The 15824-nt window shown below is 72.6% G+C and carries 15 protein-coding genes; 6 read left to right on the plus strand and 9 right to left on the minus strand.

Annotated elements, in window-relative coordinates; all coding sequences use genetic code 11:
* The 3 genes from ACXJKL_RS02740 to ACXJKL_RS02750 all read right to left on the minus strand — a co-directional run.
* A partial coding sequence (locus tag ACXJKL_RS02740) for an ABC transporter permease (RefSeq protein ID WP_457205515.1) occupies nt 1–780 on the minus strand: 780 nt, incomplete at its 3' end.
* A complete protein-coding gene (locus ACXJKL_RS02745; RefSeq protein ID WP_457205516.1) occupies nt 777–2291 on the minus strand; it encodes a sugar ABC transporter ATP-binding protein in 1515 nt (504 codons plus the stop codon). The genes ACXJKL_RS02740 and ACXJKL_RS02745, both read right to left, overlap by 4 nt.
* Complete coding sequence (locus ACXJKL_RS02750) at nt 2288–3574, minus strand: ROK family protein (protein WP_457205517.1); 1287 nt, start codon at nt 3572–3574, stop codon at nt 2288–2290. Before ACXJKL_RS02750 ends, ACXJKL_RS02745 begins: the two co-directional genes overlap by 4 nt.
* Before the next feature lie 156 nt (nt 3575–3730).
* Between ACXJKL_RS02750 and ACXJKL_RS02755 the strand changes: the two genes are divergently transcribed.
* On the plus strand, nt 3731–5113 hold the full coding sequence (locus ACXJKL_RS02755) for an FGGY family carbohydrate kinase (RefSeq protein ID WP_457205518.1): 1383 nt from the start codon (nt 3731–3733) through the stop codon (nt 5111–5113).
* Nucleotides 5114–5119: 6 nt separating this feature from the next.
* Here ACXJKL_RS02755 and ACXJKL_RS02760 read toward each other — a convergent pair whose 3' ends face one another.
* Nucleotides 5120–6352, minus strand: a complete 1233-nt coding sequence (locus tag ACXJKL_RS02760) for an endonuclease/exonuclease/phosphatase family protein (protein WP_457205519.1) — start codon at nt 6350–6352, stop codon at nt 5120–5122.
* Between the two features lie 345 nt (nt 6353–6697).
* Between ACXJKL_RS02760 and ACXJKL_RS02765 the strand changes: the two genes are divergently transcribed.
* From ACXJKL_RS02765 to ACXJKL_RS02775, 3 genes are all read left to right on the plus strand, one after another.
* The gene (locus ACXJKL_RS02765; protein WP_457205520.1) at nt 6698–7465 is read left to right on the plus strand and encodes a LamG domain-containing protein; all 768 of its coding nucleotides are present in this window, start codon (nt 6698–6700) and stop codon (nt 7463–7465) included.
* A 121-nt stretch (nt 7466–7586) separates the two neighbouring features.
* On the plus strand, nt 7587–7838 hold the full coding sequence (locus ACXJKL_RS02770) for a PspC domain-containing protein (protein WP_457205521.1): 252 nt from the start codon (nt 7587–7589) through the stop codon (nt 7836–7838).
* Nucleotides 7839–7888: 50 nt separating this feature from the next.
* On the plus strand, nt 7889–9004 hold the full coding sequence (locus ACXJKL_RS02775) for a DNA glycosylase AlkZ-like family protein (RefSeq protein WP_457205522.1): 1116 nt from the start codon (nt 7889–7891) through the stop codon (nt 9002–9004).
* A gap of 12 nt (nt 9005–9016) precedes the next feature.
* Here ACXJKL_RS02775 and ACXJKL_RS02780 read toward each other — a convergent pair whose 3' ends face one another.
* Complete coding sequence (locus tag ACXJKL_RS02780) at nt 9017–10660, minus strand: ABC-F family ATP-binding cassette domain-containing protein (protein WP_457205523.1); 1644 nt, start codon at nt 10658–10660, stop codon at nt 9017–9019.
* A 68-nt stretch (nt 10661–10728) separates the two neighbouring features.
* Here ACXJKL_RS02780 and ACXJKL_RS02785 point away from each other — a divergent pair, with 68 nt between their 5' ends.
* Nucleotides 10729–11586 (plus strand): MEDS domain-containing protein, encoded by an 858-nt coding sequence (locus ACXJKL_RS02785; RefSeq protein WP_457205524.1) that lies wholly within the window; start codon nt 10729–10731, stop codon nt 11584–11586.
* Nucleotides 11583–12518 (plus strand): anti-sigma factor RsbA family regulatory protein, encoded by a 936-nt coding sequence (locus ACXJKL_RS02790; RefSeq protein ID WP_457205525.1) that lies wholly within the window; start codon nt 11583–11585, stop codon nt 12516–12518. The genes ACXJKL_RS02785 and ACXJKL_RS02790 overlap by 4 nt, the downstream gene beginning before the upstream one ends.
* A 45-nt stretch (nt 12519–12563) precedes the next feature.
* Here the strand turns inward: ACXJKL_RS02790 and ACXJKL_RS02795 are convergent, their stop codons facing one another.
* The 4 genes from ACXJKL_RS02795 to ACXJKL_RS02810 form a co-directional block, all read right to left on the minus strand.
* Nucleotides 12564–12947 (minus strand): hypothetical protein, encoded by a 384-nt coding sequence (locus ACXJKL_RS02795; RefSeq protein ID WP_457205526.1) that lies wholly within the window; start codon nt 12945–12947, stop codon nt 12564–12566.
* A 186-nt stretch (nt 12948–13133) separates the two neighbouring features.
* Nucleotides 13134–13430: a DUF4193 domain-containing protein gene (locus ACXJKL_RS02800; RefSeq protein WP_457205527.1), complete on the minus strand. Its 297-nt coding sequence runs from the start codon at nt 13428–13430 to the stop codon at nt 13134–13136.
* Nucleotides 13431–13509: 79 nt separating this feature from the next.
* On the minus strand, nt 13510–15108 hold the full coding sequence (locus ACXJKL_RS02805) for a hypothetical protein (RefSeq protein WP_457205528.1): 1599 nt from the start codon (nt 15106–15108) through the stop codon (nt 13510–13512).
* An 82-nt stretch (nt 15109–15190) separates the two neighbouring features.
* On the minus strand, nt 15191–15824 hold a 634-nt coding region (locus ACXJKL_RS02810), incomplete at its 5' end, for a hypothetical protein (protein ID WP_457205529.1).

Raw genomic sequence — 15824 nt, forward strand, 5'->3', positions numbered from 1 at the left:
GCACAGGCCGACGAGCACGTAGAGCATCACCGTGTGCCGCTTGACGTTGATGCCGGCGAGCCGCGCGGCCTCCGGGTTGCCGCCGACGGCGAGGGTGCGGCGTCCGAAGGTGGTCCGGTTGAGCAGCACCCAGCCGATCGCCGCGACGACGCCGAAGATGACCACCAGCAGCGGGATCCCGAAGAGCTCGGCGCCGAAGAAGTCCTTGAAGCTCTCCACCCGGACGATCTGGGTCTTGCGGTCGCTCATCAGCTCGGCGAGCCCGCGGGCGCTGGCCAGCATCGCGAGGGTGGCGATGAACGACACGATGTGGCCGTAGGCGATCAGCACGCCGTTGATCAGGCCACACCCTGCGCCGACGGCCAGGGCGACCAGCACCATGACGATCCAGTGGGTGTCCTCGGCCATCGTCTGGGTGGCCAGGGTCGTGCACCACACCGAGGACAGCGCCACGATCGCGCCGACGCTGAGGTCGATCCCGCCTCCGGTGATGACGAAGGTCATCCCGATGCTGACCACGCCGATCACCGAGGCAAGCTTGAGGATGGTCAGCACGTTGTCCCAGTCGGCGAAGCGGTCGCCGGCGGTCACGGTGCCGACCAGGCAGATCACCGCGAGCGCGACCACGAGGCCGAGGTTGCGCCCGGCGCTGGTGCGCAGCACGGCCATCGCGCCGCCCGGGGACCGGCCGGCCCGCAGCGCCTCCGCCTCGACCCGTTCGCTCCCGCCGGTGGTCCCGGCCGTGCCCTGCGAGGTGTCCACGGGGGTGTCCTTGCTCATGCGACTCTTCCTTCCATCACGAGGTCCAGCACCCTGGCCTCGTCGAGATCGGTGGCCGGGGCCTCGTGGACGACGGCGCCCTCGCGGACCACCAGGACCCGGTCGGACAGGCCGAGGACCTCCTCGACCTCGCTGGACACGACGACCACGGCGACGCCGGCGTCGGCCAGGCTCCGGATCAGCTGGTAGATCTCGCTGCGGGCCCCGACGTCCACGCCCCGCGTGGGCTCGTCGAGGAGCAGCACGCGGCAGTCGCGCAGCAGCCACCGCGCGAGCACGACCTTCTGCTGGTTGCCGCCCGACAGGGTGCGCACCGCCCGCGTGACGCCCGTGGGGCGTACGTCGAGCGAGGTCGTCAGCTCCTCGGCGCGGCTCCGCTCGGCGGCGCTGTTGAGGAAGCCGCCCCGGGCGAAGCGGCTCAGCGACGAGACGGTGATGTTGCGATAGACGGCCTCGTCGAGCAGCAGGCCCTGGCTCTTGCGCTCCTCGGGGGCCAGGCCGACGCCGGCCCGCACGGCGGCCGGGACCGACCCCTTGCGGAGCTGGGTCCCGTCGACKGCGACCGTGCCCGTGGTGGCCCGGCGGGCGCCGTACAACGTCTCGAGGATCTCCGAGCGGCCCGCGCCCACCAGGCCGGTGAGGCCCACGATCTCGCCGGCGTGCACGGTCAGGTCCATGCGCTCGAAGACCCCGGCGAGCGAGAGGTCGCGGGCCTCGAGCACGACCGGGCCGCGGTCGGCCGGGGCGTCGGGACGGGGCGGGAAGACGTACTCGATCGAGCGGCCCGTCATCAGCCGGATGAGCGTGGCGGTGGGGGTCTCGGCGACCTCGAGCCCGGTGGCGACGGTGATCCCGTCCTTGAGGACCGTGATGCGGTCCCCGATCTGGCGGATCTCCTCCAGGCGGTGAGAGATGTAGACGACGGCGACGCCCTCGGCCGTCAGCCCCCGGATGACCCGGAAGAGGTTGTCGACCTCCTCCTGGTCGAGCACCGCGGACGGCTCGTCGAGGATGAGCAGGCGGGTGTCGTGCGAGAGCGCACGCGCCATGCTGACGATCTGCTGGCCGGCCGGGGAGAGGCTCCCCACCAGTCGCGTCGGCGAGATCTCGCTGTGCCCGAGTCGGGCCATCAGCTCGCGCACCGCCCGGTTGCTCTGCGAGCGCTGGGAGAACCCCGCCACCGACTGCTCGTGGCCGAGGAAGACGTTCTCCGCGACCGTCAGCCCGGGCACCAGGTCCAGCTCCTGGTAGATGGTGGAGATGCCCACCCGGATCGCGGAGATCGGTGTGGGCAGGGTGGTCTCGACGTCGTCGATGTGGATGACTCCGGCGTCGGGCTGGTAGGACGCGGACAGGATCTTGATGAGCGTGGACTTGCCGGCGCCGTTCTGTCCGAGCAGGCAGTGCACCTCCCCGGCGCGCACGTCGAGGTCGACGCCGCCGAGGGCCTTGACCCCGGGGAACTCCTTGACGATTCCACTCATGCGCAGCAGCGCCTTTGGGCTGGTCATGCCGGACCGACCTCCTTGACCAGGGGGACATGTGGGCTGAGGGGCAGCGCGGAGGGGTTGTCGAACACGATCGACGCCGCCGCGATCGCGCCCCCGCGCACCGCGGCCGAGTAGCCGAGGCTGGAGAACTCCACGCGGCACCCGCCGGACCGCGGGGCGAAGACCTGCTCGTCGAGCGCCTCGCGCAGTCCCGGCTCGATCCACGGTTGCAGCACCGCGAAGTAGCCGCCGAGGACCAGCAGGCGCGGGTTGAAGACGTTGAGGAGGGTGCCGGCGCCGCTGGCCAGGGCCGCGCTGATGGTGGCGATCGCATCCAGGGTGCGGGCGTCGCCGCGCTCCGCCCGGTCGCGCAGCTCGGCCAGGCGCTCGTCGAGGTCGACGGACGGGTCTCGTACGACGTCGTCCGCAGGGGCCGCCAGCGCCAGCAGGGCGTGCAGCCCGATCACGGTCTCCCAGCACCCACGCCGACCGCAGCGGCAGGTCTCCCCGGACGGGGTCACCTGGATGTGTCCGACCTCGCCGGCGAAGCCGCACGCTCCGCGCAGGAGCTGTCCGGCCGTGACGAGACCGCCGCCGATGCCGACGCCGCCCATGAGCAGGATGAACTCGTCGGGGGCCGCGCTCCCGCGCAGGTCCAGCTCGGCGAGTGCTGCGAGGTTGGCCTCGTTGTCCAGGACGATCTCGACGCCGGGGCCGCTGGGCAGGTCGCCGAGCAGGTCACGCAGCAGCTTCGCGACCCGCACCTCGCGCCAGCCCAGGTTGGGGGCGGCGTGGACGATGCCGCTCTCGGACTCGACCAGGCCCGGGATCGCCACCGAGAGACCCACCACGGTCGCGTCGTCGGCGAGCTCGTCGAGCACGTCGCGGGTCAGCTCGGCCAGGCGGCCGAGGCTCGCCTCCGGCGAGAGACGGCTGGCGTCCAGGGCGAGGCGTCGCTCCGCGACGGGGTCGCCGCGCAGGTTCATGGCCAGCACCGAGACGTAGTCGACGCTGACCTCGGCGCCGATCGCCACGTGGGCGGTGGCGTCCAGCTCGATCACGAGCCCGGGGCGACCCACGGCGCCGCGCTCGGTCTCTCCCTCGACCACCAGGCCACGCTCCCCCAGCTCGGCCACGAGGCTCGAGACGGTGGCCTTGTTGAGGCCGGTGTCCGCCGCGATCCGGGCGCGGGACGCGGGTCCGGAACGGCGGAGGTGATCCATGACGACGGCGAGGTTGTGGCGGCGCACGGCGACCTGGTCGGCCGTGCTGGCCCCGGCGACCCATCCGTCGCGTGCTCGCATCCCGTCACCCCCGTCGTGTGGTCCAGATCACCTAATTTGTCGGTTGCTGCAACAAACTAACCCTCCGTGGATGTGACGTCAACCACTCCGCGCGAACTTCTTGCCGACCGGTACGAGGCCTTGACGTGCCCCGCGGCGTCCGTCTGAATACCGCCCATGACAGCCGTCCTCGGGATCGACTCCTCGACCCAATCGACCAAGGCCCTGCTCGTCGACGCCGACGACGGGACCGTGCTCGACCAGCGACAGGTGCCCCACCCGCCGGGCACCGAGGTCGACCCGCGCGCGTGGCTGGCCGCGGTCGACGAGGCGTGTGACGGGCTCCTGGACCGGGCGGCCGCCCTCTCCGTGGGGGCCCAGCAGCACGGCATGGTCGCCCTCGACGCTGCGGGAGAACCCGTGCGGAAGGCCCTGCTGTGGAACGACCTACGGTCGGCTGGCGCCGCCGAGGACCTCGTCCGGGAGTGGGGTGGACCGGACGAGTGTGCCCGCCTCGTGGGCAGCGTCCTGGTGGCGTCGTTCACCGCGACGAAGCTGCGGTGGATGCGCGACGCCGAGCCCGGGGCGGCGGCCAGGACGGCGCGCGTGCTGCTCCCCCACGACTACCTCTCGGCGCACCTGAGCGAGCCGGGCACCGACCCCTTCACCGACCGCGGCGACGCCTCCGGCACGGGCTACTTCTCGACGGTCGAGGACCGCTGGCGCCCCGAGCTGGCGCACTCCGCGCTCGGCCACGAGGTCGCCCTCCCCCGGGTCGTGCCGGGCGGCGTCGTGGCCGCGCACACCGTCGGCGGCGCCGTGGTCGCCGGGGGCACGGGCGACAACATGGGCGCCGCCCTCGGCATGGGACTCCGCGAGACCGACGTCCTGGTGTCGGTGGGCACCTCCGGGGTCGCGTCGACCCGGAGCAGGGTCGCCTCCGCCGATGGGACGGGCACGGTGACCGGCTTCGCCGACGCGGAGGACTCGTTCCTGCCGATGACCGTGACGCTCAACGCCGCACGGATCCTGGACCTCCAGGCCGCCCTCCTCGGCGTCGGCCACGACGAGCTCGCCGCGCTCGCCCTGCAGGCTCCCCCCGGCTGCCACGGGCTCACCATCTCGCCCTACTACGGCGGGGAACGGACGCCCAACCGCCCGGGCGCGACCGGCGTGTGGAGCGGTCTCACCGGCGACTCGGGCCGGTCCGACCTGGCCCGCGCGGCCTTCGAGGCGCTGGTCTGCTCCCTCGCGGACGCCGTCGACCACCTGGCGGACCACATCGGCCAGCGCGGCGCGAACATCCTCCTCGTCGGCGGGGCGGCACGGAGCCCGGCGCTGCAGCAGGTCGCCGCCGGGGTCTTCGGTCAGGCCGTCACCATCCCCGCGCCGGCCGAGTACGTCGCGCTCGGCGCCGCCCGGCAGGCCGCCTGGGCGCTGGCCGGCACGGCGTCACCCCCGGACTGGCCGCGACCCGAGGGCACCGTGGTGGAGGCGGCGCCGACGCCGCAGGTCCGCGCGTCGTACACCCGGCTCCGCGACCGGGTCGCCGGGTGGTGAGCGCCCCTAGCGGGCGGCGGGGAACACCAGCCGCGCCACGACCCCGGCGTGGTCCGAGGGCCACAGACCCGACGGCGTCATGTCGGCGACCTCGTCGCCGACGACCGTCGCCCGCGGCGCCCTGACGTCCGGGCTGGCCAGCACGAGGTCGATCCGCGAGGTCAGCGGGTTGTCCGGGTCGTCGACCGTCGCGCCGAAGCAGCAGGTCAACCCCGCGGCGTGACGGTGGCTGCGGGTCCAGGCATCCTGTCCGACCCCGGCCAGGAGGCGTGAGTACGCCGGCGCGTCGGGCGCGTCGGAGTTGTAGTCACCGACGTACACCATCGGCAGCTCGCCCGACTGCGCCGCCACGGTGTCCTGCGCCGCGAGGAGCTCACCGACCTGGGCGACGCGCACGGCCTCCGCATCCACCCCCGGGAGGCCGAACGCCTCCAGGTGGGAGTTGACGAACCGGAAGTGCGCGCGCCGTGCGGTCACGTCGACCGAGCCCCAGCCGCGAGGGACCGGGAGCACCGTGCCGTTGAACGGGAAGCCGACGATCGTGTCGTAGGTGCCGGTCCGCGCGTTCGTGGTGCCCACGTCGTCCCGGGCCAGGATCACATCCCGGTCGGCGAGCTGGACGGCGGCCCTCGGGACCGTGGCAGTCGGGGTGGCCAGGATCGGGATCGGCGGCGACGCGAAGTTGTGGGCGATGGCCCCCTCGACCGCGCGGTAGTGCACGCCCCGTGCGGCGAGCGCGTCGAGCAGCAGGGCGAGGAAGTCGTAGGCGACGACGGGCTCGCTGACGACCCCCGACACCGGGTCGAACGTGTAGGTCGTCCACTGGGTGACCTCCTGCAGGCCGACCAGGTCGGGATCGGCCGCCACGATCTCGTCGGCGATGGCGGCCATCCGCTCCGGGGGGTCGGTCGCCTGGACGGCGGCCCACGTCTGGGTCGCGGCGCCGACGATGGCGGCGTCGTCGCCGCTGGCCAGGGCAGTGAGCACCGTCGTCAGCTCGGCGCCGAGGTAGAGGTTGCGGGTCATCACCGTCGCCGTCCGCGCACGCGGGTGCCCGTGCGAGTGCCCGTGCCCGTGCGGGTGCGTCTGCACGGCGGCGGTCCGCGCGGCCGGCGACTCCTGGCTGGCCAGCGCCCCTCCGGCCGGCGCCAGGGTGGCGGTCGCCGCGAGCACCGCGGCACAGAGGCCGACGATCGTCGCGCGACGGCGGGCAGACGGACGGCCGGCGGAGGTGGTCATCTCCGGACCGTCGCACCGTCGGGCGGGAGGCACAAGCCCCAACCGGGCTAGCGACCGGCTTCCGGGGACACGCCGCTGGCGAACGCGCTGCTGGCGAACGCGCTCCCGGTGAGAAAAGTAGAACCGCCCACGGTCTCGGGTCCGTGGGCGGTTCTGACGATGAATCTACGTCCTGGTTCTCCTCAGCGCGGTGACAGTCGATCCACACCCGTGCCACGAAACTGCAAAAACGAGCGATCCGGCGACGGGAGCGCGGGTCAGAATTGGTGATGCCTCGCGTGCCCACCCGGGCGTACCCTGAAGTCCTCGGCGAATACTCCCGTCCGGTCGTTGGGAGGGGCTCGCATGCGACGCCTCGGCTCGTTCCTCGCAGCCACTGCGCTGCTGGCGTCGGTCCCTGTCGCCCCGAGCCCCGGCGCCCCCGGCGTCTCCGGCGGCCGCGCCGTTCCGGTGGACGGCCTCCTCCTCGACTACTCGATGGAGACGCTGTCGCAGGGCACGATCACCGACTCCTCCCCCCAGGCCCTCCACGGGCACGTCGTGGCGGCCTCGGGCACCGCGCGACTCGTCACCGGTCTCGCCGGCTACGGGCGGGCGCTCCGGCTCACCGGCACCCAGCACCAGTACGTCGACGTCCCCCGGTCGCCGGTGCTCGACGTCAACACCTACACACTGTCCGCCTGGGTGCGCTACACCGGGATCCAGAACGACCAGACGCTCGGTCGCTGGGAGGTCCTGGAGAAGGCCGGGGCGTACTGGATGAACGTCCGGACGAACGGCCTCGTCCGCGTCGGTGGCTTCTACGGCGGGTGCGCGAACGCCAGCTGGAAGTTCTTCGACAGCACCCGCGCGCTCCCGGTCAATGTCTGGAAGCACGTGTCGGCGACGTACGACGGCGCCCGGCTGCGGATCTACATCGACGGTCGGGCCGCCGGCGTCAGGCAGATCACCGGCCGCACCTGCGTGAACACGGAGCCGCTCGCGGTCGGGGCGAAGAACAACCCCGCCAAGGGGCTGCTGGAGGCGTTCTGGGACGGGCGCCTGGACGAGGTGCGCATCTACGACCGGGCACTCACCGCGACCGAGATCGGGCAGCTCGCGGCCCGGCCCTGACGCCTGACCCTGCCCCGGGGTCGTGGCTCCGCGTCGGGGACGGACCAGGGCGGACCCCGATGGCGGACGGCCCCGCGGGGAGCGAGGCTGGACCCACCAGTCACCCGACCGAAGGAACACCATGGACAGCATCCGCTCGAGCTTCGCCAACCAGGGCCTCGTCCGCCCCCGGGACAGCCGGGTCCTCGGAGGTGTGTGTGCCGGCATCGGCCGCCGGTTCGGACTCACCCCGTGGGTCTCGCGGCTGCTGTTCGTGCTGCTGCTGATGCTCGTCCCGGGCAGCCAGCTGCTGGTCTACCCCCTTCTCTGGATCCTGATGCCGGACGAGGAGAGCGTCACCCCGCGCCAGGGAACGACGTACCCGAGCGCCTGAGCGCACCCGACCGGACGCCATCCGTCCGGTACGCGTGCGAGGCTGCGGGGATGGTCCGGTCCACAGAGGTCTCGGTCGACTGGGCGCAGGCCCTGTCGTGGCGCATGGAGCGACAGCTGCTCGACCCCGTCGGGGTGGAGCCGGTCGCCGGTGTCGTACGTCGGCTGGGCGCCGTGCTCTCGATGGACGAGTCGCGGGCGGACCTCGCCGTACGCACGCGCAGCGCGTCATCGAGGCCGGATGACCTCGCGGCCGCCCTGGCCGCGGGACACGTGGTCAAGGCGTTCGCGTTCCGCGGGTCCGTGCACTACCTCTCACCCGAGGACGGCGGGATCTACCTGGCGCTCCGCTGCGCCGGCCGGCAGTGGGAGCTGCCGAGCTGGGTGGAGTACTACCGGCTCGCTCCCTCGGACTGGCCGGACTTCCGGGCCACGGTGCGCGCGGCGCTGGTCGGCGGCCCGTTGACCCTCGCCGAGCTCGGCCGGGAGGTCACGCGACATCGCGCCTACCGGCACCTGGAACCGGTCTTCGACGAGGGAGCGGGCACCCTGGTCAAGCCGCTGACCTGGCAGGGGGACATGACGTTCGGTCCGTCGCGAGACGGCGTGCACACCTTCCAGGGTCTCGACGACAACCCGCGGTGGCGAGGCATCCCCGACCTCGACGACGCCGGCCCGCGGGCCATCACGGCGTACCTCCGGACCTATGGGCCGGCGACGCGCGAGCACCTCCACTACTGGCTCGGCAACGGGCTGAGCGCTGGCCGTCGACGACTCGACGCCTGGTTCACCGGGCTCGGCGACCGGCTGGTCGCGGTCGACGTCGAGGGCACCACGGCGTACGTCGTGGACGACGACGTCGACGCCCTCCACGGGTCCGCTCCCTCCGAGACCGTGCGGTTCCTGCCCGGGCACGACCAGTGGGTGATCGGTCCCGGCACCAAGGACGTCCACGTCACTCCCCCGTCGCGACGGGACCTGATGACCCGCAAGGCCAATCCGCTGATCGTCGGCGGAGTGGTGTGCGGGACGTGGGCGCGCCGGGGTGACGAGCTCGCGCTGACCTGGCTCGACGGTCGCCCGCCACCTGACGCGGCGATCGACCGGGAGCGCGGCCGGCTCGCCGCCCTCCTCGGCCGGGACCTGCGCCTGAGCCTGACCACGTAGGGACGGCCGACCTCAGGTGTGTCGTACGACGACCCGGCCGGCGTCGACGTCCCACCGCTGGTCCAGGCGGACGTTCTGGAGCAGGCGTCGGTCGTGCGAGACCAGCAGGAGCGCCCCGTCGTACGACGTCAGCGCCTGCTCGAGCTGCTCGATGGCCGGCAGGTCGAGGTGGTTGGTGGGCTCGTCGAGGACCATCAGGTTCACCCCGCGCGCCTGGAGCAGCGCCATGGCCGCGCGCGTGCGCTCCCCCGGGGAGAGGCGGCCGACCTCGCTGGTGACCTGGTCGGCCCTGAGCCCGAACTTGGCGAGGAGCGTCCGCACCTCGGCCTGCGTCATCTCCGGCACGGCAGCCTCGAAGGCAGCTCCCAGCGGCAGGGCGTCGTCCAGGTGGGTGCGGGCCTGGTCGATGACCCCCACGGCAACGGAGGCGCCCAGCGAGACGGAGCCCGTGTCGGGGGTCGCGCCGCCCAGCAGCAGCCGGAGCAGCGTCGTCTTGCCGGCACCGTTGGGACCGGTGATGCCGATCCGGTCGCCGGCGTTGACCTGCACGGAGACGGGGCCGAACCGGAAGTCGCCCAGACGCAGGGTCGCCTCGTTGAGGGTGGCGACCACCCCGCTCGAGCGCGGCGCGGCGGCGATGTCGAACTGCAGGACCCACTCCTTGCGCGGCTCCTCGACCYCGTCGAGCCGAGCGATCCGCGACTCCATCTGGCGGACCTTCTGGGCCTGTTTCTCCGAGGACTCGGTGGCCGCCTTGCGACGGATCTTGTCGTTGTCGGGGCTCTTGCGCATCGCGTTGCGGACGCCCTGGGAGCTCCACTCGCGTTGGGTGCGTGCCCGCTGCACTAGGTCGGCGCGCGTGCCGGCGTACTGCTCGTAGGCCTCCCGGGCGTGACGTCGGGCGATGGCGCGCTCCTCCAGGAAGGCGTCGTACCCGCCGTCGTAGACGTGGACCTGTCCCTGGGCCTGGTCGAGCTCGACGATCCGGGTGACGCAGCGGGCCAGGAACTCGCGGTCGTGGGAGACCAGCACGACGCCGCCGCGCAGGCCCTGCACGAACGCCTCCAACCGCGCGAGACCGTCGAGGTCGAGGTCGTTGGTCGGCTCGTCGAGCAGGACGACGTCGAACCGGCTGAGCAGCAGCGCGGCCAGTGCCACGCGCGCGGCCTGCCCCCCGGAGAGCGCGGTCATCATGGTCTCGGGGCCCACGTCGAGCCCCAGGTCCGCCAGCACCGGCGCGACGCGGTCCTCGAGGTCGGCCGCGCCACTGGCCAACCACCGGTCGAGCCCAACCGCGTAGGCGTCGTCGGCCCCCGGCTCGTCGGTGCCGAGCGCCGCCGCCGCGGCCTCCATCACCGCGGTGGCCTCGGTCGCGCCGGTGCGCCGGGCGAGGTAGCCCGCGACGGTCTCCCCCGGTGCGCGTTCGTGCTCCTGGGGCAGCGACCCGACGAAGGCGTCCCTCGGCGCGAGCTCCACGGTGCCGCTCAGGGGTGCGACCGCCCCGCCGAGCAGGGACAGCAGCGTCGACTTCCCGGCACCGTTCGCGCCGACCACGCCGATCACGTCGCCTGCCGCGACGGTGAGGTCGAGTCCTTCGAACAGCACGCGGTGACCGTGCCCACCGGACAGGTCCTTCGCGACGAGGGTGGCGCTCACCCGGTGGACTCTAGCTCCGGGCCCACGTGGCCGTTGGCACGGGCCACACGGGGACCTACAGTGACCAGATGAGCGCAGGGCCGTACGGCGCGACTGCGAACCTCGACTCCCTGGAGCCCGGGACCCACCTGTGCGCGTTCCACCGTGACGAGGACCAGCTGGCGCGGATCGTGTCCACCTTCGTCGGCCAGGGCGTCTCCGCCGGGGACCAGCTGCTCTACATCACGACCGAGGAGCAGGCCGCGCTGCTCCGAACCCGTCCGGACCTGCAGGCGCACGACGCCCTGGTCGCTGGCCAGCTCCTGGTCAGGTCGTTCGAGGACGCCTACGGCCGGCGTCGGCCGGACGACCTCAGCACCGTTGCCGACGGATTCCGGGCAGCGGCGGAGCAGGCGCAGAAGAACGGCTTCCCCGGGCTCCGCGTGGCCGCCCGGATGGACGGGCTCGCCCCGCTGCTCGGGTCGCGCGACGAGGTGCTCCGGTGGGAGCGCATGGCGACCGGGCTGCAGCGCGAGCTCGGGGTCAGCTCGGTGTGCCTCTATGACGCCTCCCGTCTCGACGAGGCGTTCGAAGCGATGCTCGCCCACGAGCACGACGGCCTGGCTCCCGAGCTCGGTGAGACCCCGCTCGCCCGGTTCCTCGCGGTCGACGAGCCGTGGGGGGTACGGGTCAGTGGCGAGGTCGACCTCTCCAACCGGGACGTGCTCCACCGGGTGCTCGTGTCCCGGGCGGCCGTGACGCCACGTCTGCACGTGGACCTCGCGGGCGTGACGTTCGCCGACGTCGGGAGCCTGTCCCGGATGCAGTCGGTCGCGGCAGGTCTGCCCGACGGCGGGTGCCTGGTGCTGCACCGCGTCCCTGCGGCGGTACGGCGCGTCCTGACCGTCTCCCGACTCGGTCACGAGCGTCTGAGGGTGGAGCCATGACGGTGTCGGCCACGCACACCAGCCTGTTCTACGACGGCGCCCAGCAGTACTCCGACGAGGCCGGCGGGTTCCTTCTCGAGGGTCTCGAGCTCGGGCACCGTGGCCTGGTCATGGCGCCACCGCGTCGGGTGGACCAGCTGCGCTCGGCGCTGGGCAACGATGCCGACGCGGTCACGTTCGTCGAGGACACGATCGCCTACGCCCCGCAGTGGAACGTCTACCGCGTGCTCCTCGACTTCGCGGCTGCGTCGCCCGGCGTCCGGTCGTGCGTGGTCGCCGAGCAGACCCCGTCCCAGCGCGTCTCCGCCGAGCTGGTCGACTACCGCCGTCTCGAGGCGGCCGCCAACGTCGTGTTCGCGGCGTACGACATGGACCTCCTGTGCCCCTACGACACGGGCTCGCTCCCCGCGCACCTGCTGGACATCGGGCGGCACACCCACGCCGAGGTGCGCGCGGACGGCGGCGTGACCACCAACGCCTGGTACGACGACCCGTTGGACGCGCTCGCCGACCTGGCCACCGTGACGGGTCCCCCCTCAGGAGCCACCACCATCGAGTGCGTGTCCGGCGCAGACGTCGCCGGCGCGCGTCGGCTCGTGCACGCCCGTGGCGCCGAGGCCGGGCTCCACCCCGACGTGGTCGCGGACGTCGCGCTGGCGCTCACCGAGGTGCTGACCAACGCACTCCTGCACGGCGAGCCGCCGACTCTCGTCCATGTGTACGACGAGGGGGCCACCTGGGTCTGCCACGTGCATGACTCCGGTCGCGCACCCGTGGATCCGCTCGCGGGCCTGCTCCCACCGGCCGAGCCGTCGGACCACGGCTACGGACTGTGGCTGGCGCGTCAGCTCTGCACCGCCGTGGACGTCGGCAACGACCGGACCGGCACCCACGTCCGGCTCCACACCCGCGTGCACGCGCGCTCCGAGTGATCGGGCCCACGCCGCCGCGGTGGACACCCGCAGGCGGTGTGTCCCCTACGTGCGGGTGACCGGATCGAGCGTCCACACGACCTGGTCGCTCTCCCGGCCCGCGGAGACGGCCGCCGCGGCCCAGGGCCCCAGGGGCGCGAAGGTCTCCGCCCACTCTCCGACCAGTCGTCTCGTCTCCTCCTCCCCGTAGTGGGCGGGAAGCAGTCGGTTCAGCTCCCAGTCCTCCTCCAGGGAGCCCCCCTCGAGGAGGAAGGCGAAGGTCACGACCCCGTCCGTCGTCTCCGCGGAGCGCATCACCCGCCATCGCTGCTCGAGGTCCGGGCGCTGGGCCTGCACCGCAGGCGTCACGACCTCACTGACGAAGCGCTCGAAGTCCTCTGCCCGCTCCGCCTGCACGGGCTGGAGAACGAGGTGCAGCTGATCGGTCATGGTGATCCCCTTGACTCGACGAGCGGCGCCTACCGCCCCTGCCAGCCTGCACCCAGGACGAGGGCGTGTCCACACGTTCCGTCGGCTCACCCAGGAGGCGAGCCGACGGGTGGTCGTCGTACCGTGTCGTGGGCCGTTCGCCCAGCTCAGCCGGGGCCAGGTCCCAGGTGGAGCAGGTGTGGATCGTCAGGCGCAGTCGCGACACACGTCGACGCCCGGCGCCGCCCGCCGGGACTCGTGCTGGACGAGGAAGCACGAGGTGCAGGTGAACTCGTCGTTCTGCTTCGGAGTGACCTCCACGGAGAGGACCTCGTGGGAAAGATCCGCGCCGGGAAGCTCATAGGACTCGGCCAGCTCGGTCTCGTCCTCGTCGATCTTCCCCGAGGTCTTGTCCTGCTCGCCGGAGGTGAGGCGGCGGGCCTCCCTGCTCTCCTCCTTCTGCTCGTCCTCGGTCTTGCGCGATGCGTCGTAGTCAGTGGCCATGCGGGGTCCTCTCGGGGCGGAGCGCGAATGCTAGCCCCGCACCCCGTCGCAACCCGAACCCACGGCCGCGGGCCGTGGGTCAGAGGGGCGAGTGGACGAAGGGCAGGAACGTGTTGACCAGGTCGAGCTGGTCGTCGAGCCAGCCGATCAGGCTCAGGGTGTCGCTGATCGAGGCGGGCGGGTCGCTGAGGAGGGTGTCGGCCCGCAGCAGCCGCTCGAAGTCGACCTGCACCGGAGCCGAGCGGGGCTGTCCCTGCCGGTCGGCGAGCTCGACGCCCGCCAGCTCCATCACCCCGATGACCTCCTGGGCGAGGATGCCGTAGGCGGCGGTCGTCGGGTGCACGCCGTCGAGGGAGAACAGCCCGCCGTCGGTGCGCCCTCCGGGGCCCGACCGGAAGAACCGGGTGCTCGGCACCGGGTCCAGCGCACGCAGCGCTCGTGGCAGCTCGTAGGGGGTCCACCAGGTCGGCCGCGCCCACGGACTCTCGATGTAGCGCCGGGTCGCGAGCCGGTCGAGGATCGACCCCATGTCGAACAGGTACCAGTCGAGACCGTCGCGGCGGGCGGCGGCCACGGACCGGATCATCGTCTCGTTGAAGGAGTCGATGGCCGAGTCGATCGCCCGGGCCTCGTCCTCGGTGATGTGGGGATCGCGTCGGGGGTCGAAGTCCTCGTCGGTGATCCACGGCCTCGTGTAGTACGGGAAGTACCGGGACTGCGGCCGGACCTTGCGGAAGGTCCCCCGCGCGATCGGCGCGATGGTGACCGACGGGATCGTCGCGATGATGGTGTGCTGGGCGGCGACCCCGCGCAGCTTCGCCTCGAGCAGGGCCCAGTCGGCGTCGAACGCGCTGGGACGCCACAGGTTGCAGCCGACGCGGGCCGCCAGGCGCTGGTCCACCGGCAGGTCGTCGTACCCCTCCGGCGTCCAGGCGGGCTCCAGCGAGACGACCGCGCCGAGGGCGTTGTTGGAGCCCAGGACGACCACCAGGGTCTCGACACCCTGGTCGGGTCTGCTCATCTCGGTCACGGCCTCCAGCACGGTGCGGCCGCGGTTGCCCTTGCGGGCTCGTTGCAGCACGGGCCACGCCGCCCGGTCCTGGTGGTGCTCGACCAGCTGCGCCAGCGGATCGTCCTTGGTCGGGCGGGCCAGCCGGGCGGCCACCTTGGTGGAGGTGAGGAGCTGAGGGTCGAGGAGGTCCCACCCGTAGACCGCCATGTTGTGGAACGGCGTCCCGCCGGGCGGCGTCCTCGACCCGTCGCCGCGTTCCCAGTAGTCCTCGACCCGGTCCATGTAGGACCGCAGCCACAGGGCCGCAGTCACGATCTCCCAGAAGTCCAGATGGGCCCCGAAGCGCTTCTCGAACGACCGCGCCAGCCGCTCCAGGTCCAGCGGCAGCCCGCCCGGGCCGGTCGGCCACTCGTACGTCGGGAAGGTGAACTGCTCGGCCGTCAGACCCATCTCGTACGCCGTGATCGCGGGCCAGGACAGGTCCGTGCGATGCACCGCAGCGCTCATGAACCCCTGCGTCAGGGAGTCCCCGATGGTGACCAGCCGGTGCCTGGTCGCGAGCGCCGCCCCGCGCGGCACCTCGATCCCGAGGGTCGGGTCGGTCTCCGGCTCGCGGGGGCTCGTGCGGACCTGGACCTCGTCGGGGGTCGCCCGTGAGCTCGCCATGACTCCCTCCCCTCCCCCGGTCAGCCCAGCGTGCGCCTGGGACGCGGCCCCTGACAAGGGTCGGCGGGAACGGGTGCGGGGCTCAGACGTGACCGCTGAGCTGGGCCAGTCGCACCGCGAGGGCATCCACCATCGCGCCGGCCTTCTTGGCCGAGAGGGACGAGGTGCGGTCGCCGCCCTGGCTGGACACGGGGAGCACGTCGACCGAGAGCTTCGCGCCGCCGGCGAGCGCCCGCAGCTCGTCGACCCTGTTGCCGAAGGGTGAGCCACTTCCCGGGGAGTAGTACTGGACGACGTCCTCCAGCTCATCGGCGTACAGGTCGGCCTTGGTGACGGCGATGACGAGCCAGACCGGCTTGTCGCGGCGTACGGCCATCGAGGCGACACGGTGCGCGGTGATCGCCCAGTCCTCCAGCTCCGCGGCGAGCAGCTCCTCGCGCGTCGCCGTCGCCCGACCGGACGTGCCTGCCACGCGCCGGGGCGTGGCGTGACCGTTCGCGACCACGTGGATGATCCCGTCGACCGGCTCGTCGTGGAAGACCTCGTCGAGGGCCGAGAGCCGCGTCGCCGCGTTGTCCCCCGGCACCACCAGGAACCGGAAGCCCTGCAACCTGCGCGAGCGACGGGTACGACGCTCCATGACGGCGGAGCCCACCTCGCCCACGTCAGCGCCGGAGGTACGCCGTGCCAGCCGGTTCGCCAGCTCGGTCTTGCCG

Source organism: Nocardioides sp. P5_C9_2, assembly GCF_054049555.1.